This is a genomic window from Mesorhizobium loti, assembly GCA_014189435.1.
Classification (GTDB): domain Bacteria; phylum Pseudomonadota; class Alphaproteobacteria; order Rhizobiales; family Rhizobiaceae; genus Mesorhizobium; species Mesorhizobium loti_G.
The window spans coordinates 2,621,678-2,638,957 of record CP050293.1 but is presented as its reverse complement, the minus strand read 5'-3'; the positions used below and the strand labels follow the sequence as shown (position 1 = coordinate 2,638,957).

The window sequence follows — 17,280 nt, the reverse complement described above, 5'->3', positions numbered from 1 at the left end:
CTGCCACACCATATAAAGGTTCCCACGATTGGAAGGTCAAGGGGAAAAATACGATCAGCACTCCAACGCAACCGCGACGATTACATCGACGAAAAAATAGGCCCTTGACCTTCCAACGATGGGAAGCCCCATAACGTGTCTATCAGCAAAAAAGGAGAGCTGCCATGTTGAAATTGAAAGTTCCGGATATGAGCTGCGGTCATTGTGCCAGCACGATCGAAAAGGCCGTAAAAAGTGTCGATCCTGCAGCTAAGGTCATAGTCGACCTCGGATCATCGATGGTCGCCGTGGAAACCAAGGCGGACGAAACCGCTATCCGCGACGTCATCAAGTCTGCCGGCTACGACAACGAGAAATTGGCGGCCTGAAGGATATCAGGCGCGGCCGGCGGATCATAAACGCGCCGGCCGCGTTCATTTGAGGCTTGGTACGCTGGGCCGTCTGATAGAATGCGGCGAGAAACCAAGGGCGGACCCTGATGCTTATCCAACCAATCGACTATTTTCTCGTCGCCTGGTTCGCAATTGCCGCCGCCTCGACGCTCTATGTCGGCTTCGATCAATACCGTAACAACCCCGAACCAGTGGTGATGAAATGGGGGTTTATCCTGGTGACCCTCTATATGGGTCCGATCGGACTGCTGCTCTACGTGCTTGCCGACAAGGAGCCGCGCCCAGGCGGGCATGAGGCCTTCACCAAGTCGCTCTGGAAGCAGGGCGTCGGCTCAACGATTCATTGCGTCGCCGGCGATGCGACCGGCATCATTCTTGCCGCCGTGATCACCGCGTCGCTCGGCCTGCCGATGTGGCTTGATCTCATCGTCGAATATCTGGCCGGCTTCGCCTTCGGGCTTTTCATCTTCCAGTCACTTTTCATGAAATCGATGATGGGCGGCACCTATTGGGAGAACGTGCGCAAGAGCTTCCTGCCCGAGTTCATCTCAATGAATTTCATGATGGCCGGCATGGCCCCGGTCATGAGCTTCCTGATGATGGGTCGCGACATGCGCGCGATGGAGCCGACGGAGCTTCTGTTCTGGGGCGTGATGTCGATCGGCGTCATTGCCGGCTTTGCACTCGCCTACCCTGCCAATGTCTGGCTGGTCGCACGCAAGCTGAAGCATGGGCTGATGACGCAGCGCCCGCAAACCGCCGAACCCGGTCAGGAGAAAAAGCACGCGCACGGCGGGGCATCCGACATGGCGGAAGAAGGCCATGCCGGACATACCGGGAAGACCGCGCCTGCGAAAGCACCGGCGAAAGCAAGGGCACTTGCACAGGCGAAGGCATCAGCACAGGCGAAGGCACCGGCAGAGGTGACGGAAGATCATTCTCATGATCACGGCGGCAACACTGGAGAGCAGTTGCAGGGCCGCCCTGAATTTCCCGTCGTGGCTACGATCGGCCGCCATCCCATTCATCCGATGCTGGTTCCCCTGCCGATCGGGTTGTTCGTCGGAGGACTTCTCTCCGATCTGGTTTTCTGGATCAATGGCAATCCTTTCTGGGCGACCGCCTCCATTTGGCTCATCGCGGCGGGATTGGTGGGCGGCCTCGCCGCCGCCGTCGCCGGCTTGACGGATTTCCTCGGCAGTCCGCCAATTCGCAAGCTCTATCACGCCCGCTATCATCTCGTCGGCAACCTCATCCTGCTGGCCATCGCGGCAATCAGCGTGGCCGTGCGCCTTTCCCTTGGTCCGGCAGATGCCGTATTGCCGTGGGGGCTGATGATGTCGACAGCCGTCGTTGTGCTGCTTGGCTACACCGGCTGGCACGGCGGCGAGATGGTTTTCGGGCATGGTGTCGGAATGCGGCAGCACGACCATGGTGCTTCTCATCCAGCACAGGCTCAACCCGCCAAGGGCCAACACGCGCAGATGCAAATGCATCATGCTGACGCTGGCGATCATGCTCCGCAAGGCCATGACATGGCCTCCCACACGGGCAAAAAGAGCGGCGGCCACCAAATGGAGACGGACGCCACGACGCCACAGATCACTGCCCTTGGGGTGGTGTCCCTGCTGGCGCTTGCGATCGGCATGATCGCACCTGCGAACTGGATTAATATGAGCCTGTCTGCGCGCGATGTCGGCGGAGCCATTATGCCCCCCGGCATGATCATGGATCGCGATACGCCGGCCGCTGCCATGCGCGATATGGCGGCGGTCGATCCGCGGCTGGTGAGTTTCAAGGCTGATCCCGCAGCTCAGGGAGGCGTGGTCCTCGAACCGCGAATCGAGAACGGCGTTAAGGTATTCGATCTCGAGGCTTCGGTTATCCAATGGTCGATTCTGCCCGGAGTGACGGTCGAGGCCTTTGCCTACAACAAGCAGGTTCCCGGTCCGACGCTGCGCGTTACCCAGGGCGACCGCGTTCGCATCAACGTCACCAACCGGCTGCCCGAAAGCACGACCGTGCACTGGCATGGCCTCGATGTGCCCAATGCGATGGATGGCCCGGCCTATGTCACACAAAAGCCGATCGAGCCCGGCGAAACCTTTTCCTACGAATACACGGTCGAGCAGTACGGCACATATTTCTATCACACCCATGATCATGTCGACCGTCAGCAGGCGCTCGGCCTCTATGGCGCGCTGATCATCGACCCGAAGAATCCGGCTGACGCAATCACCGCCGACCTGGAATACACCGTTCAACTCCAGGAATGGCTGAAACGGGAAGGGCTGACCTTTCCGTCCATGCCGATGGACGGCGGCTTTCCTAACTTCTTCACCATCAACGGCAAGTCTTACCCCGCGACGGACACGATCAGCATGAAGGTGGGTCAGTTGCTCAAGATCCGTTTCGTGGGATCCAACACCACCGCCATCCATCCGATGCATATTCACGGCGGGCCGTTCCAGGTCGCCGCCATCGACGGCGCGACGCTGCCCCAAAACGCCCGGTATACGGCCGACACCGTCAATGTCGGGCCTGGGCAGAGGTTCGACGTCCTGTGGCGGGCGCTTCGGCCAGGCAAGTGGCTGCTGCATTGCCACATCCCGCATCACACGACGAACAACAATGTTGAAGAGAAGGGCGGCGGCGGGCTCACAATGGTCATCGATGTCAATTAGCGGCGGCCGAGGTTTTTGATAGATGCCCCCAATCCCCGGCGTGCCAGCCAACGCGGCCGAGCTGCTTGATTGTCTGATTGTTGGAGGAGGACCGGCCGGATTGACGGCGGCCATATACCTTGCTCGCTTCCATCTCTCGGTCCTGGTGGCCGACAGTGGTGAGAGCCGGGCTGATCTGATTCCGCTCACCCGCAACCTTGCAGGTTTTCCCGATGGGATCGCGGGATCCGAGCTTCTCACGCGCATGCGGGAACAAGGAAAACGTTATGGGGCACGCCATTGGGCTGGAAAGGTGCTCTCCTTGCAGGGAGGGCCCGGCATGTTTACGGCCCACGCAATGGAAGGGGTGTTTCAAGCGCGCACCGTGCTGATGGCAACAGGCGTCTTCAACCTGAGACCGAGCATGCCTGCCGATGTCCACGATGAGGCTCTGGCGCGTGGATTATTGCGTTATTGTCCGATTTGCGATGGTTATGAGGTGACCGATAGTGCGGTCGCGGTCATCGGAACCGGCGAACACGGAACGAACGAAGCGGAGTTCTTGCGCAGTTACACCGCTGATGTGACTTTGATTGCACCGACGGGCAATCATGAGCTCGACGCAGCGCAAAGATCGCGTCTCAAGAACGGCGCCATTCAAACAGTTGACGGTCCATGTCTCGATTTTGAACTGATGCAGGATGGCATCGCGATAGCGACACCGACTGGCCGCCGCTCGTTCGCAACGGTCTATCCAGCGTTAGGATCCCATATCTGTTCGGAACTTGCGGCTGGGATGGACGCCGAAGTATCGCGCGACGGATGTCTTATCGTCGATAACCACCAGAGAACCTCGGTAGCGGGTCTATATGCGGCGGGCGACGTGGTGCGCGGGCTCGATCAGCTGTCCTATGCCATGGGACAAGGAGGTGTCGCTGCCGTTGCAATCCGAAACGACCTAGCTCGCTTGACCCCGTTGCGGCGGTAGCCTGGCGGCATTCGTGAGATGCATTCCAATATGGCCGCGTGCAGTGTTGCAACAGTCTACAAGGGTCCCGTAGGGCCATCCTGCCGATGTTTTGTATGATCGCCCTGCCCCAGGAAAGCGTTGCCGGCATTGCCCCTGCCAGAAAGATGGCGACCGGCAAAATACCTGATCTTGAACAGCGCAAGGGCAACAAAGATCCCGATCGCTGCATACGATCCGAACGTCACGTAGGTTGGATTCGGACCCGACAATCCTTCGAAACCGTAGCGAAATATCGAGACAGCAGCGCCAGCATGGAGGATGACCAGCGCGGCCACAGCCAGCGCCGTTGCGACCACCGGAACGAATCGCCTCCACCCACGGCCGGCGACACCGCCGATTATGTTGAGATCGAATCCGGTGAACGTCTCGGCCTGTATGCTAGCCTCGTTCACTCCTGAACCGCCGAGCATCGTCTTCATGGCGCTGACCATCTCCGGCAGCCCGGAAATGTAGTAGACCGGAAGCAGCGGGTCATCGACATGCTTTGCAAGCATCGAGTGGGTTATGCGCCCGGTTTCGCCGGTCCATGAATGCGCCGACCGTGCTGCTTCGGTCATCGTCGCAACCAGTTTGAAAGACGAATTCTGCGCCGCGAGCTCCTGCAATTCCCGGAGATACGCGGCGTCCTCCGGCCGCCGGTTCGAGTAGAGCAGCAACAGCCTATGCGACAGCTTTCGCTCGACCGCATCCTTTATCATCGAGAAGGCCGGAACGATGCCGATGCCCCCGACGAGAAAAGCGGCGGGCCGCGAAGGATCCTCGTGCAGCGCAAAAGCCCCGTGCGGAACATCGAGCAGCATCTGCATGAGAACCTTGTCTCCGGTTTGCAGGCGGCTGAGAACCCGCTTGAATGCCGTGTCACGCATCCTCATGGCGACAACCAGATCGGCTTCCTGAGGTGTGCTGGCGAGCGAGAAAAACCGGCTATCGCCCTCGCGGTCCGTTTCGGGAGGCTTAATGAGCGTCATCCGCACATGTTGGCCGGCCTTGAAGCGAAAGCCGTCCGGTCTCTCGAACACGAAAGCCCAGCTGTCTTGCGCAATCTGCCTCTTGCCCTTCAACGCCACTTCAAATGAAGCCTTCTTCATCGAAGCGCCCGAGCGACCATGCATGCGACGAAAGTGTTCGTGATCCATATTGGTCCTGTACGCGAGATGCGCGGCCTGGGGCCGAGAGCAGGCTTGCCGCCTAAGCCATCGGTCATTGAAAATGAACAAGGCGTGCGGTATCGGACATTGTGTGCGGAATTCTGTCAATGAACGGGATGCCGTGAACGTCCGGAAATGAACACTCGACCTGAAATTTCTTTGAATAGAGTAGGATATGGCAAACGGAACGATCGACCGTCGCATTGCCCGCACCAGAGGGATGCTGCAGCACGCTTTGATCTCGTTGATCCCCAAAAAGGGTTATGAGGCAATCACGGTCGAAGATATCTGCGATGTGGCCAACGTCGGCCGTTCGACCTTTTATGCCCACTACAAAAGCAAGGACGATCTGAAGCGGCGCGGTCTGGACGAGCATTTGCGCTCCCTGCTCACCGACCAGCAGCGAGAGGCGCTTGCGACGACGGGAGACAGTCGCAGCCGAAGCTTAGCCTTCAGCCTGGTCATGTTCGAACATGCGCGCGACCATCTGGGATTGTACCGGGCCTTGGCCGGCGGTCGCGGCGGCGATGTCAGCCTTGGCGGCATTCGCCAGATACTTTCCGACCTGGTGCGCGACGAACTCGCCGCAACCGCCGGCAAGAGTTCGGAGGCAACCCCGCGCGAACTCGTCGTCCAGTATGTCGTTGGCGCCTACATGGCCGTGTTGATCTGGTGGCTCGACCGGGGCGCGAAGCCGTCGCCCGCTGAGGTCGATGCGATGTTCAGGCGTTTGGCAACCGACGGAATCCTGGCTCACCTTGCCGAAGGCGGTTCACATTAGGTCGCCAGATCTGCAGTTTGTTTGTCTCCAAGAGAGAGTTGCACACCCACTCAGACACATCGCTACATGATCGCGATGTCGTCCACGGTGACGCCGTGCCACGTGAAGACGAACGAACAAGCCCCGCACGCGGCCACGAAAGCCGCGTTCATCGGACTAAATGCCGAGCATCTTCTTGGCTTCGTTGAGCGCAGCCTCTGATCCTGCATGATCGCCGGCGGCATGCAATTTCTCGCCTTGGGCACGCAGTCCTTTGACCTTGGTCATATCGGCCTCGGCGAGGGTCGCGGACGGCAACGCGGCGTCGATCGCGGCCATGATGGTCGGGCATGAATTTGCAAAAGCGGCAGCTGGGATGACCGACAAGAAAAGCGCAAGAGAAATTGAACGTAACATGGTTGTTTCCTCCCTGCCGGCCCCGAGACGACCGACAAGCCAATAGTACATGGCGGCGCCCGGTGCGGCAATCACCACGCGGGTTGCGGCCTCTCATTCGGCAGTGGCCATTGGCGCGGCCCGCTACCGGCACAGGGAATCGATTCTGAACATACATGCGATAGGTGATAGTATCGTCTTCGATCCTCGGGAGGAGGACATGCGCGCCATTGCATTTCTTGCCGGCGTTTTGGTGGCTACGCCCTCGATAGCGGCGGAGCAACTGGTCTTTTACGCTGCCAGCTTTCCAGATGCGACGTCGGTCCAGCTCAGCGTGCGAAACAACAGCGTCTCGCAAGATCGGGACTATGATTTTGACGTCGCTATTGGCCTGGTCGAGACAGACGCGAGCGGCGCCGTTAGGTATGAAGATCCCGCCAGGCATAGTGCGCGCGTTCGCTGTAATTATCCCGCCTATGTCGGCGTGGGCACGCGAAAATACCCTATGGGGATGCCTCTGAGCGGCTTCGGACATGATGATTGGAAAGAAAATCTCTGGATGACATTCTGCGCGGCTCCCTCATCGTGACTCCCTGCTCACAGCATTGCCCGATCGAAAAGCAGCCGCGGGTTGATTTTCAACCCGCGGCGCCAGTTCCGGGTCATTTGATGCTGGTGACCGTGATGCGTCCGTTGACGCGGTCGGCAATAAACTCGATCGCCTGACCGGTTTTGACTTTCTCAAGCAAACCCTGGTCCGCGACGACGAACACCATCGTCATCGCCGGCATGTCGAGATTTGTCAGCGGTTCATGTTTGATCGTCAGCTTTTTCTGTTTGGCGTCGACCTTGATGACTTCGCCTTTGACGTATTCCTGCGCAAGCGCGCTCCCGCCAATGGCGAGCATGAGCGCGAGTGTCGAGAGCGTCTTTACCAACAATGTCATGGTTTCTTCCTTTGCGGTTTGGTGGTCAGTTGGCGACGCTGATGTCGCCCTTCATGCCGGAATCGTAGTGTCCCGGGACCAGGCAGGCGAAACCGAATTCGCCGGCATTGGCGAACGTCCAGATGATCTCGCCCCTGGCGCCGGGCGCCAGCCGGATCGAGTTGGGATCGGCGTGTTCCATCTCTGGGAATTTTTCCATCAGCGCCTTGTGGTCCATGATCCCCTCATGGACATCCATGACGAACTCGTGGTCGACTTGCCCTTTGTTGACGAACTTCAGGCGAACGGTCTCGCCCTTCTTCACCTTGAGCACGGCCGGTTGGAACAACATCGTCCCGTCGTCCTTCTCCGACATGGAGATGTTGATAGTACGCTTTGCGATGCCAGCTTCGCCGGGGTTGCCGATCGCCATCGTGGCGGCTTTGTCGCCATGTCCTCCGGCGTGGGTTCCACTGGCAAGAGCTGCTCCGGAACTGACCGCCATCAAAACGGCCGCTGCTAATATACGTTTCATGCTGCACATTCTCTCATTGTTGAGGTTGAGGGGTTTCGGTTTCTCATCCCTGTTTTCCGTGACCGCCGTGCTCTGCCGGGACCATCGTTTTTGCGTCGCCTGACTTGGTGGGGGCTGGAACATCGCCGGTCCACTCGTAGGCCACGGTTCCTTCCGGATGTCTGTACCATCCGGGATCGGCGTAATCGTTCGCGGACAGGCCCTCGCGCACCTTCACGACCGAGAACATGCTTCCCATTTCGATAGCGCCGAACTGACCCCAACCGGTCATCATCGGAATCGTGTTGTCGGGAAGTGGCATTTCCATCTCGCCCATGTCGGCCATGCCCTTGTCTCCCATCGCCATGTAATCCGGCAGAACGCGTCGGATCTTGTCGGTGACCTTCGAGTTGTCGACACCGATAAACGTAGGCACGTCATGGCCCATGGCGTTCATTGTGTGATGCGACTTGTGGCAGTGGATCGCCCAGTCGCCCAAGTACTTGGCATCGAACTCGTAGGCCCGCATCGCGCCGACCGGAATGTCGATCGATACTTCCGGCCAGCGAGCCTCAGGACGTGTCCAACCCCCGTCGGTGCAGGTCACTTCGAAAGTAAGCGGTCAGCCGATAACGTCAGGCCTAAAGTTCCAAGGCATGAGCATTTCGATTTCGGATGCCGGCCAGCCTTGAGCGATGCGGGTCAAGGTCTGCGAGAGCCAGTCGAGCGGATCGACGCTGTTCATTTTGCAGGTTTGCAGCAAGGTGGCTACCGTCGCCCAGGTTCGTCCACCGCCGTGGCTGCCGGCGAATAGACTATTCTTTCGCGTGATCGTCTGGGGCCTGATTGCACGCTCGACGATATTGGAGTCGATTTCGATGCGACCGTCCATCAGAAAGCGTTCCAGCGCCTCCCGCCGGGTGAGCGCGTAGCGGATCGCCTCGGCGGTCTTGGATTTTCCGGAGACCTTGCCCAGTTCCGCTTCCCATAGATCGAAGAGGCTCGCGACAATGGCCACGGACTTTTCCTGACGCAGCGCGGCGCGGCTTCCGGCATCCTTGCCGCGAACCTCGTCCTCGACCTTCCACAATTCGGTCATGGCGATGATCGAATCCGTCGCGGCCTGCGAGACCCCGCTGATGTGCAGGTCGTAGAATTTGCGCCGCAGGTGAGCCCAGCACCCGGCGAGCCGGATTGTTTCATTGCTGCCGGCTTTGGCCCGTGCCTTGACCAGGTTGGTATAGGCCGAGTAGCCATCCACTTGCAGGATACCGCTGAATCCGGCGAGGTGGCGCGCCACGCAATCCGCACCTCTGCTGTCTTCAAAACGATAGGCAACCATTGGCGGACTGGTTCCGCCATAGGGTCGGTCATCCCGTGCGTAGGCCCACAACCAGGCTTTCGTGGTTTTCCCGGAACCAGGGGCAAGGGTGGGCAAGGTCGTCTCGTCGGCGAAGACCCTTTCGCCCTCCTTGATGCGCTCCAGTATGTAATCAGCAAGCATCTGCAGCTCGAAGCCCAGATGCCCCATCCATTGCGCCATCAACGACCGGCTGATCTCGACGCCGTCGCGCAGATAGATCGCCTCCTGCCGATAAAGCGGGAGGCCGTCGGCGTATTTGGAGACGGCGATATAGGCGAGCAGCCGCTCCGTCGGCAGGCCGCTTTCGATGATGTGCGCCGGCGCCAGAGCCTGGACCACGCCGTCACGGCCCCGGAAGGCGTATTTGGGACGGCGCGTGACGATGACCTGGAACTTCGGCGGCACGACGTCCAGCCGCTCGGATCGATCCTCGCCGATCAGAACCTTTTCAAGCCCCTCGCAGTCGGCCGGGATTTCCGGCTCGACGACCTCCTCGATGCGTTCGAGGTGGGCAGCAAAGCCCTTGCGCGGACGCGGGGCGCGCTTCGGCTTGTTCCCGACCGCGCGGTCGAGTTCGCTCCGGATTTCCGAAAGGCCGGTCTCGACCTCTTCGAAGGCAAAGGAGGCCTGCTCGTCGTCGATGGCCAGGCGTAGCCGCTCGGAACGCGTGCCATGTTGCGTGCGCTGTAAAACTTTCAGGATTGACGTGAGATTGGCGATCCGCTCGCTGGCGCTTTTCTCGACAGCTTTCAGCCGGGCGACCTCCGCCTCAGATGCTGCGATCCGAGCGTCGGCGACTGCGATCCGGGCCTCGCTTGCAGCCTGCTCGCGAGCCATGGAAAGGATCATCGCCTTCAGCGCATCAACGTCGTCGGGAAGGGCAAGACCCGGTAGAACCATGGCAAGCAACAGAGCACAAAAACAGCCGCTTTCCCAACCGTTCCAGCCGCATGATTCATCTTGCCGCAGGCCGGTTTCAGCCCGTCGATAACGGCCGCCTGACCCTGGCCGGACGAATCTTTTTCCAGTCCAGTCCGGCCAGAAGCGCCATCAACTGGGCGTGGTCGAGACGCATGCGCGCGGCCGATATCCCCGGCCAGCAGAAGCTGTGATCTTCCAGAGTCTTCGAATAAAGACAAACCCCGCTGCCGTCCCACCACACGATGCGAACCCGGTCCGCACGCTTCGAACGGAATACGTGAAGTGCCCCCGAGAATGGGTCCAGGCCGCCATCCCTGACCAGCGCCATCAAAGATGCCGCGCCCTTGCGGAAGTCGACCGGCTGGCACGACACGTAAACCACCACACCGGAAGCGATCATGCCTTACGAACCGCGCGGATGATCCTCGCCAGGCGATCGGGATCGACATCGCCGCCGGCGCGCACCACTGCGTCGCCAATGACGATTTCCACCGTGTCGCTGCCCACCGCTTCAAAGCGCGTGAACTTCGCCGGCTTGCTCGCTCCCTCCGTCAGTGGCGCAACCATGCCCGACGAAAGCGCCTTGCGGCGCCACGCATAGAGCTGCGAGGGGTCCAGCCCCTCGGAACGCGCAACCGCCGAGACATTGCCCCCTGGCGAGAACGCTTCGGCGACAAGCCGTGCCTTCTCTTCGTCCGACCGATGGCGCGGCTTGCGTCGGGACGGCACAGGCTCCGCCGTCAAAATCTCGAATGTTCGATGATGGCTCATACTGTCGCTCATAGGATTCTCCGCATGATTCATGCTGAAAATGAGCGATCAACCGCCTGCACGCTACGTGGGGATGCCTACGCGCTTACCTTCGAAATCGTAGCCATGCATGTGGATCGGATGATTGGTCATGGTCAGGTTGCCGACCCGGACCCGCACTTTGTCGTTCTTGGACACGACAAGGTGGCTGATGCCGGGGAACAGGCGACTGTTCCAACACCACAGGTTGAAATCAGTCATGGTCATGATTTTCGGAACGTACGATCCGGGCTCGATGTCGTAGGCGTTCAGCAGAAATACGAAGTCGCGGTCCACCCGCATGAACTTCGGGTCCTTCGGATGGATAACGAAGAAGCCCATCATACCCATGGCCATCTGCACCATCTCGTCGGCGTGCGGGTGGTACATGAAGGTGCCGCTCTTCACGAGATCGAACTCGTAGACGAACGTCTTGCCGGGAGGGATGCCGGGTTGGGTTAGGCCGGTCACGCCGTCCATGCCCGAGGGCAGGATCATGCCGTGCCAGTGCACTGTGGTGTGCTCGGGTAGCTTGTTGGTCACGAAGATGCGGACCCGATCGCCCTCGACCGCCTCGATGGTGGGACCGGGAGACTGGCCGTTATAACCCCAGAGATAGGCGGTCATGCCAGGCGCCAGCTCCCGCTCAACCGCCTCGGCGACGAGGTGGAATTCCTTCACACCATTGTTCATGCGGTGGGGCAGCGTCCAACCGTTGAGCGTCACCACCGGCTGGTAGTCCGGGCCGCTCGTCGGAAATATCGGTGGATGCATGTCCGGCGATTCCATGACAGCGGCGTCCGGCAAGCCCATCGCAGAGGTCTTGGTCCATGCCGTGGCGCCGGCGAGCAGAGCTCCCGCGCCGAGTAGCTGACGTCTTGAAAGCATCTCTTCTTCTCCTTGAGTTCAGTGGCCTTCGGCTTCGGCCGCGGCCGGTGCGTCGCCGCCCCCGGGCGAGCTTGCGCCGCCGCCATGGATGGCAGTTCCGAGATTGACGTCGGCCAGCCAGAAATTGCGCTTGGCGTTGAGGGAAAGCATGATCGAGCCGATCTTCGCGCGGGTGTCCGCCAGAAGCTCGAACGTGTTGGTGATCATGCCGTTGTAGGTGAGGACCGACTCCGCCTCGATCTTTGTTCGCAGCGGCACAACACTGTTCCGATAGTGCCGAGCAATGTCATAGGTCGAGCGGTAGGCGTCATAGGCGGACCTGGCCTCGGACCGAATGTTGACCGCCTTTTCCGCCATCCGGTTTGCGGCTTGCATGTAGGCGAACTCGGCCTTGCGCATGCGGGCCTTGCCGGTGTCGAAAATCGGAATCACAAACTCGAGTTCCAGAGTGGGGGAGACACTCGTCTCCGTTCCGCCCTCTTCCGACTCCTCCCGTTCCACTTCCACGCCGGAGAGAAGTTCGAGATCGGTGACGTAGCGCGTCGCCTCGGTAAGACCATAGGACTTCGCCAGCGCTTCCAGCTCAAGCTTCGCGATCTCAAGGTCGACGCGATTTTTTAGCGCCTCTGCCTCGATGGTGCGTTTGGCCTTGGCGACCTTCGGCATGGCTGGAAGCGTGTTGGGGACTGAGTAATCGACGTCCGGCCCCCATAGACCCATCAGCCGGGTGAGATCTTCCTTGGCGGTCCGGGCGGCGAGCCGCGCCTCCGCCGCCTGACCGGTGATCTCGGCGTAGAAGACGTGTTCGCGGGCCTGGCCGGTCTTTGTGAAGGCGCCCGTCTCCCCAAGTTTTTGAGCGAGTTCGGAGGCGGCGTCGGCGGCGACTTGCGCCTTGTTCAAATAAGAAACGCCTTCCCGGGCCGACACAGCATTGATCCACGCCCGCCGCGTGTCAGCAGCGAGCCGTAGCGTTTCCTCGGCGGCCCGAAGCTGGGCTTGGCGGAAGCGTGCATCCGCGACCGCAACGCGTCGCTGACGGGTCATCAGCGCGAGGATGTTGCCGGCAACAGCCCCCTCAATCGTGCGTACGGGATCGATGCCGATCATTCCAACCGAGATTGTCGGATTGACGAGCATCCCTTCCTGCCAGACATCGGCCGCCGACAGACCGATCTCGGCGTAGGCGGCCTGCAAGCCTTTGTTGTTAAGCAGGGCGACCTGCACCGCGACGTCCGCACCAATGGTCTTCCTCTGTACCAGGCTATTCACCTGCGCGGAGAGAGCCTGCGCGGCCTCGCTGGACTGCACCCAAGCCGTCCTCTTGCCGGTCACAGCTCCGGCGCGTGCCGCGACTGTCGTGAAGCCCGCGATGGGGTCGGAAACGCTGTCAGGGCCAGCGGTGGTCGTACATCCTGCAGCCACCAGCGAGATGGCTATGGCCGCACCCATGTTCAGGAACCGGCGCTTCATGATCCGGCTCCCGTTTTTGCAGGTGAACGTTCTTGATTGAGACGCCGCCAATTCTGCGGATCCACCGGTTCCCTATGGCTATAGTCGGCGACGACCGGGTGATAGTGCACATCACGGACGCCCAGCACAGGATCGGCCGGGTTGAACGATGGAAGCACGGTCGGTGGTGTGGTTACCGCGCATCCGGCAACCAATAGCGATGCGAGCATCGCGGAGCTTGCGATTTTCATTGTAGACCTGAAGCTTGACATATGCGTTTGGCCACGCGGGAACGAATTCCCGACGTTGCGCGCGAACGCCCTCCGGAGAGAGCGCGTCAGTTCAGATGTGTTTGGGAGGTCTGATCAGGGTGGAATATGCACCGAGCGGTAGCACAGTGGCCACTATCACTGCGAAGCAGCGGCTTGCCGTGCGGTTGATACCGGGGCAGTCCACGGGCACAGCATGTGCCGGCGCGCAATGGACCTCGCAGTCGTCACTCGCCGATTTTTCGCCATCAGGATGTTTCTCATCCACATCGCTTTCATCCGCGATGTTGTGATCGCCAACATCGCTGCCACTATCGTGATGAGATTTCTCGACCTGAAGCGTCGCTCCGGAGTCGCTGTGAACACCTGCGGTGTTAGCGCTTGCGAAGAGGCCCGGCTGGAGAGAAGACATAACCAGAAACACGACAGCCAGCATCGCGCGGAGCGACGCAATTCGTGCGATCGAGATTCGGCCAAGGCATTTCATTGGAGCCCTTGGGACAATTGTTCGCTTGGTTTGTCAAGACCAATTGCCGTCAATTTGTTGCAGTGCAACCAGACATAGCCGCGAATAGCCAACTCCGAAGCCGCTCATGCTTGACATGAGAATGCACCGACGCGTCGCATCAGTCCGATGTGGTCACAGGCTCGTTTGCCAATAAAAAGGCCGGACTGTGAGAGTCCGGCCAACTGTGAAGGTTGGAACCTCCAAAGGGGAACGCGCCGGACGAATGGGAGGAGATATCCGACACGCTGCACATATGAGTCACACCGATGATGTTTCAATGATGTAATTGTGGGCCACGACGATGTAATTGTGGGCCACGACGGAGATGCTGCCCTCCGACGAGGATGACGACGTCGTGCAGCGGTGAGCCCACCTTACCCGGCTCTTTCGCCTCGGACCGGCATCTCATCCGCGAGATCATGCAGGGCAAGGCGCGGGCCAACGTAAGAGCCCGGGTCAGTGGCCTGTCGGTCATTTGGCACCTTCCTCCATTTTGATGTCTGTGCTGGCGGTGCACATGCGGACGAGGTCACCCAGATGCGCCCTCCATTCCGCAGTCTGATCGTTGTTGTTGTAGAGCCGATCAAGCGAGGCCTCGCCCTCCAGCGTATCGAGCATGCAGCCACAATAGCTGGAGCAGAATTTGCTGCCGCGCGACTGTTCGCACGATAGCTGGCAGGTTTTCAGGAAGTTAACCTGTGGGGTTTCAACCTTGGCCGGCATCACTTGCGAAAACAGCCAGACACAGCCGATCAGCAGCGGCTGGTGGATCAGGTAGAAGGCGAGGCTGTGGCGGCTGATGAAGACCAGCGGGTTGGCCCAGCGGCCGGGTGCGAGGCTTGCCAGGCGCGCCCGTACGCCGGAGGTGGAGGCAAACTTCGCGGTGGCGACCCCCGACAGCACCGCGCCGAACCACGGGAACAGCGGAACGTAGTCGTTGGAACGCGGATTGATGGCGGAAAGGCCGACCCACCATAGCCAGGGACGGTCGAAGGCCTCGAAGCGCAGATAGACGGGCGCCGCGATGACAAGCGCGGCAACGGCAAGCGTCAGCAGCGCCGGAAGGCGTAGGAAGGCGAGACCCAGCAGGCTTGCCAGCGCGATCTCATGCAGTATGCCAAAGAAGATGAAGCCGTCCGGCATGGCGATGCGGGTGACGACCGAAATGGCGATCGCGGCTCCGGCGACCATGGCGAACCGCTTCCAGAAACCGTTCCAGCGGATTTGTCGGCCATGGGCGAGGTACAGGCTGACGCCGACCAGGAACAGGAAGGTCGAGGCGATGCAGCGCGCGTAGATCTTCCACCAGCCGAAGGCGGTCAGGCCCGGATCAGTGTAGCCGAAGAATTCCAGATCCCAGGTGAAATGGTAGCTCGCCATGGCGATGAACGCGAGGCCGCGCAGGACGTCGATGGCGACGATTCGCTTCGATTGATCTCGAACGGATGCGGTCCGCGTAAGGATGCTCATGGTCTCGCGATCTGGTTCAGCTCGGGCAGGACGACTATCACGGGTGCGCCGGGTGAAAGAAGCTGGCCGCGCGTGGCATCAGTAGCGGTTGCGCCGTTGCATCCTGCATCAGACCTTCCGTGTGTGAGCTTACATCACATCGAGGCCACTTTAGCTCAGCACGATGTATCGCCGCCTCAGGCAGTCAACCGATCTAGCGGAGGAAACGAACCCCAATCAATGTCGACCGAACCCAGCTACCGACGCTCTTCGCGGGGCTCAGGCTTCTGCCCAGACAGAAAATCAGCCTGCTTTGCTGAGACTGCCAGCAGAAGATTTACCGGTACGGCGATCCTGCTCGACCTCATAGTTGATCTTCTGGCCATCAACCAGGGTTGAGAGGCCCGCGCGTTCGACTGCGGAAATATGAACGAACACATCTTGACCGCCGTTGTCGGGCTGAATGAATCCAAAGCCCTTGGTGCTGTTGAACCACTTCACGGTGCCAGTAGCCATATGCGTATTCCTTGTAAGCCAGACCGGTTGTGTCGAGATTGAGATAGAGGCAGAAACGCGAAAAATTGCAAGCAAGGGATCCTGCAGCCAAGAACCACAGCGATGGGGGGTGTCTCGATGGCCGCCAAGGTGTCCGCAGTTATCTTTCCCTACTGGACGACCCTTCCTTGGAAATCGAACGTCGATTTATTCGAGCGTATACGACGGGAGGCTGGCCTCATGCTGATCCTGCGCCTTTTCGGAATTCTCGACAATCTGTTTGGCAGCGCGATTTAATGACCGCTCCAGAGCTGCACATGCTCCCGGGGCCGTGGCGCCGTGGGTCAACTTGCTAACCTGTTTAGCTGCCTCCAGGGCAATCGTTTTGTGGCCATCCTCATGGGCCTTCAGCTCCTGAAAGTAATTGTTCCAGGCCGTGCGCGTGGCTGGATCGGCGCGCGCATCGTCTACCCAGGTCGGAAGTAGAATTCTGAGCTTGAGTATGATTTCATCCGACGTGACCTGGCAGGAGTTTCCGGTCGCCGCAAACCTGAAATTCCAATCCCAGTGATCTGCGACCTCGCCTTCAATAATACCGTCTCCGTCCCTCTTGGCCACACGGTGCAGGTCGTCATGGATCGCTTGCCGGCTAAGGCCTCGCAATTGATAGGTCGAATAGGTGACGTCGAGTTTTACGTCAGATCGCGCCTCCCCTGCACTAAGCGTGAAGACGAGGCCGCAGAGAACCGCAGCGTATCTGCTCATACTCGAGAACTGGCGTATCATGTTGGCACTCCTTCAATCGCGTCGGTCTGCTCACAAGTAAACAGTTGGAATGTATTACGGCCGCTGCTGCAGCCGTGATAAGTATTACGATCGCCGATTGACCGCATCACAAGGGTTGTGAAGCCCTGCAGCACTGGCCATAGCCCCCATCCTACACTGCTTGACCGAATTTGGAGCACCGATCAGGAAAGATGGCGGCTGTCGCAACGATGATGCGCAATGGTGGGCTTCCCGATCCAAGCAACCACAAGATCATCAAAGTCTACAACTGACCAGCCTTGCGGCTGAAGCCCGTCGCCCTCTTGGCGACGGGCCCACGCAACAGATAAGCCGCTTCGTCCCCAGACGCTGTGCCTGCGTGCTGTTGAACGCTCCCCACGGCGCCTGCCCCATGCGCAGCTAAGCGTGATAGAAGGCGAGCCGACATAGCGCTCCCTGTGCACTCCGCATGAGGCGAAGCAGGCTCGCGTCACGCTCGCCGCCAAGCAGCTCATGCTTATCAATCAAGGACCATTTGGCCTTCAGTCAACTGGT

General features: G+C 59.8%; 18 protein-coding genes and 2 pseudogenes. 5 read left to right on the top strand and 15 right to left on the bottom strand.

Translation table 11 applies throughout. The features are described from left to right. Positions 1 to 164 precede the first annotated feature (164 nt). The 3 genes from HB777_12765 (at position 165) to HB777_12755 (ending at position 4,043) form a co-directional block, all read left to right on the top strand. Positions 165 to 368: a heavy-metal-associated domain-containing protein gene (locus tag HB777_12765; protein QND64673.1), complete on the top strand. Its 204-nt coding sequence runs from the start codon at positions 165 to 167 to the stop codon at positions 366 to 368. Between the two features lie 110 nt (positions 369 to 478). Further along, positions 479 to 3,076 (top strand): multicopper oxidase domain-containing protein, encoded by a 2,598-nt coding sequence (locus HB777_12760; GenBank protein QND64672.1) that lies wholly within the window; start codon positions 479 to 481, stop codon positions 3,074 to 3,076. 22 nt (positions 3,077 to 3,098) lie between these two features. Next, the gene (locus HB777_12755; GenBank protein QND64671.1) at positions 3,099 to 4,043 is read left to right on the top strand and encodes an NAD(P)/FAD-dependent oxidoreductase; all 945 of its coding nucleotides are present in this window, start codon (positions 3,099 to 3,101) and stop codon (positions 4,041 to 4,043) included. A gap of 56 nt (positions 4,044 to 4,099) precedes the next feature. Here HB777_12755 and HB777_12750 read toward each other — a convergent pair whose 3' ends face one another. Beyond that, positions 4,100 to 5,173: an FAD-dependent oxidoreductase gene (locus HB777_12750; GenBank protein QND64670.1), complete on the bottom strand. Its 1,074-nt coding sequence runs from the start codon at positions 5,171 to 5,173 to the stop codon at positions 4,100 to 4,102. Between the two features lie 235 nt (positions 5,174 to 5,408). Here HB777_12750 and HB777_12745 point away from each other — a divergent pair, with 235 nt between their 5' ends. After that, positions 5,409 to 6,014: a TetR/AcrR family transcriptional regulator gene (locus tag HB777_12745; protein ID QND64669.1), complete on the top strand. Its 606-nt coding sequence runs from the start codon at positions 5,409 to 5,411 to the stop codon at positions 6,012 to 6,014. Between the two features lie 156 nt (positions 6,015 to 6,170). On the opposite strand, the gene HB777_12740 is transcribed toward HB777_12745, so the two are convergent. After that, positions 6,171 to 6,410: a hypothetical protein gene (locus HB777_12740; protein ID QND64668.1), complete on the bottom strand. Its 240-nt coding sequence runs from the start codon at positions 6,408 to 6,410 to the stop codon at positions 6,171 to 6,173. Positions 6,411 to 6,609: 199 nt separating this feature from the next. Between HB777_12740 and HB777_12735 the strand changes: the two genes are divergently transcribed. Then, positions 6,610 to 6,978, top strand: a complete 369-nt coding sequence (locus tag HB777_12735) for a hypothetical protein (protein ID QND64667.1) — start codon at positions 6,610 to 6,612, stop codon at positions 6,976 to 6,978. 73 nt (positions 6,979 to 7,051) lie between these two features. Here the strand turns inward: HB777_12735 and HB777_12730 are convergent, their stop codons facing one another. The 13 genes and pseudogenes from HB777_12730 to HB777_12670 all read right to left on the bottom strand — a co-directional run bounded on the left by HB777_12730 (position 7,052) and on the right by HB777_12670 (position 16,746). Next, the gene (locus HB777_12730) at positions 7,052 to 7,336 is read right to left on the bottom strand and encodes a hypothetical protein (GenBank protein ID QND64666.1); all 285 of its coding nucleotides are present in this window, start codon (positions 7,334 to 7,336) and stop codon (positions 7,052 to 7,054) included. A 25-nt stretch (positions 7,337 to 7,361) separates the two neighbouring features. Then, positions 7,362 to 7,850, bottom strand: a complete 489-nt coding sequence (locus HB777_12725; protein ID QND64665.1) for a cupredoxin family protein — start codon at positions 7,848 to 7,850, stop codon at positions 7,362 to 7,364. 43 nt (positions 7,851 to 7,893) lie between these two features. After that, a pseudogene (locus tag HB777_12720) lies at positions 7,894 to 8,442 on the bottom strand (multicopper oxidase domain-containing protein). 9 nt (positions 8,443 to 8,451) lie between these two features. Further along, positions 8,452 to 10,092, bottom strand: coding sequence for an IS66 family transposase (locus HB777_12715; GenBank protein QND64664.1), 1,641 nt, complete (start codon positions 10,090 to 10,092; stop codon positions 8,452 to 8,454). Between the two features lie 76 nt (positions 10,093 to 10,168). Continuing rightward, a complete protein-coding gene (tnpB, locus tag HB777_12710) occupies positions 10,169 to 10,513 on the bottom strand; it encodes an IS66 family insertion sequence element accessory protein TnpB (protein ID QND64663.1) in 345 nt (114 codons plus the stop codon). Continuing rightward, complete coding sequence (locus HB777_12705) at positions 10,510 to 10,896, bottom strand: transposase (protein QND64662.1); 387 nt, start codon at positions 10,894 to 10,896, stop codon at positions 10,510 to 10,512. The genes tnpB and HB777_12705 overlap by 4 nt, the downstream gene beginning before the upstream one ends. Before the next feature lie 78 nt (positions 10,897 to 10,974). Further along, positions 10,975 to 11,790 (bottom strand): annotated as a pseudogene (locus tag HB777_12700) (multicopper oxidase domain-containing protein). An 18-nt stretch (positions 11,791 to 11,808) separates the two neighbouring features. Continuing rightward, complete coding sequence (locus HB777_12695; GenBank protein ID QND64661.1) at positions 11,809 to 13,260, bottom strand: TolC family protein; 1,452 nt, start codon at positions 13,258 to 13,260, stop codon at positions 11,809 to 11,811. Continuing rightward, entirely contained in the window at positions 13,257 to 13,490 is a 234-nt protein-coding gene (locus HB777_12690) for a hypothetical protein (protein QND64660.1), read from the bottom strand. Before HB777_12690 ends, HB777_12695 begins: the two co-directional genes overlap by 4 nt. A gap of 91 nt (positions 13,491 to 13,581) precedes the next feature. Further along, positions 13,582 to 13,995: a hypothetical protein gene (locus HB777_12685; protein QND64659.1), complete on the bottom strand. Its 414-nt coding sequence runs from the start codon at positions 13,993 to 13,995 to the stop codon at positions 13,582 to 13,584. 492 nt (positions 13,996 to 14,487) lie between these two features. Next, on the bottom strand, positions 14,488 to 15,486 hold the full coding sequence (locus HB777_12680; protein QND64658.1) for a DUF1624 domain-containing protein: 999 nt from the start codon (positions 15,484 to 15,486) through the stop codon (positions 14,488 to 14,490). A 282-nt stretch (positions 15,487 to 15,768) separates the two neighbouring features. Continuing rightward, positions 15,769 to 15,981, bottom strand: a complete 213-nt coding sequence (locus tag HB777_12675; protein ID QND64657.1) for a cold-shock protein — start codon at positions 15,979 to 15,981, stop codon at positions 15,769 to 15,771. Positions 15,982 to 16,167: 186 nt separating this feature from the next. Beyond that, on the bottom strand, positions 16,168 to 16,746 hold the full coding sequence (locus HB777_12670; protein QND64656.1) for a DUF922 domain-containing Zn-dependent protease: 579 nt from the start codon (positions 16,744 to 16,746) through the stop codon (positions 16,168 to 16,170). Positions 16,747 to 17,280 lie beyond the last annotated feature (534 nt).

Bases quoted from the DNA above. Each gene is read 5' to 3' on its own strand.
- HB777_12765 (QND64673.1), top strand. From the start codon at position 165: ATGTTGAAATTGAAAGTTCCGGATATGAGCTGCGGTCATTGTGCCAGC.
- HB777_12760 (QND64672.1), top strand. From the start codon at position 479: ATGCTTATCCAACCAATCGACTATTTTCTCGTCGCCTGGTTCGCAATT.
- HB777_12755 (QND64671.1), top strand. From the start codon at position 3,099: ATGCCCCCAATCCCCGGCGTGCCAGCCAACGCGGCCGAGCTGCTTGAT.
- HB777_12750 (QND64670.1), bottom strand. From the start codon at position 5,173: ATGAAGAAGGCTTCATTTGAAGTGGCGTTGAAGGGCAAGAGGCAGATT.
- HB777_12745 (QND64669.1), top strand. From the start codon at position 5,409: ATGGCAAACGGAACGATCGACCGTCGCATTGCCCGCACCAGAGGGATG.
- HB777_12740 (QND64668.1), bottom strand. From the start codon at position 6,410: ATGTTACGTTCAATTTCTCTTGCGCTTTTCTTGTCGGTCATCCCAGCT.
- HB777_12735 (QND64667.1), top strand. From the start codon at position 6,610: ATGCGCGCCATTGCATTTCTTGCCGGCGTTTTGGTGGCTACGCCCTCG.
- HB777_12730 (QND64666.1), bottom strand. From the start codon at position 7,336: ATGACATTGTTGGTAAAGACGCTCTCGACACTCGCGCTCATGCTCGCC.
- HB777_12725 (QND64665.1), bottom strand. From the start codon at position 7,850: ATGAAACGTATATTAGCAGCGGCCGTTTTGATGGCGGTCAGTTCCGGA.
- HB777_12715 (QND64664.1), bottom strand. From the start codon at position 10,092: ATGGTTCTACCGGGTCTTGCCCTTCCCGACGACGTTGATGCGCTGAAG.
- tnpB (QND64663.1), bottom strand. From the start codon at position 10,513: ATGATCGCTTCCGGTGTGGTGGTTTACGTGTCGTGCCAGCCGGTCGAC.
- HB777_12705 (QND64662.1), bottom strand. From the start codon at position 10,896: ATGAGCGACAGTATGAGCCATCATCGAACATTCGAGATTTTGACGGCG.
- HB777_12695 (QND64661.1), bottom strand. From the start codon at position 13,260: ATGAAGCGCCGGTTCCTGAACATGGGTGCGGCCATAGCCATCTCGCTG.
- HB777_12690 (QND64660.1), bottom strand. From the start codon at position 13,490: ATGAAAATCGCAAGCTCCGCGATGCTCGCATCGCTATTGGTTGCCGGA.
- HB777_12685 (QND64659.1), bottom strand. From the start codon at position 13,995: ATGAAATGCCTTGGCCGAATCTCGATCGCACGAATTGCGTCGCTCCGC.
- HB777_12680 (QND64658.1), bottom strand. From the start codon at position 15,486: ATGAGCATCCTTACGCGGACCGCATCCGTTCGAGATCAATCGAAGCGA.
- HB777_12675 (QND64657.1), bottom strand. From the start codon at position 15,981: ATGGCTACTGGCACCGTGAAGTGGTTCAACAGCACCAAGGGCTTTGGA.
- HB777_12670 (QND64656.1), bottom strand. From the start codon at position 16,746: ATGATACGCCAGTTCTCGAGTATGAGCAGATACGCTGCGGTTCTCTGC.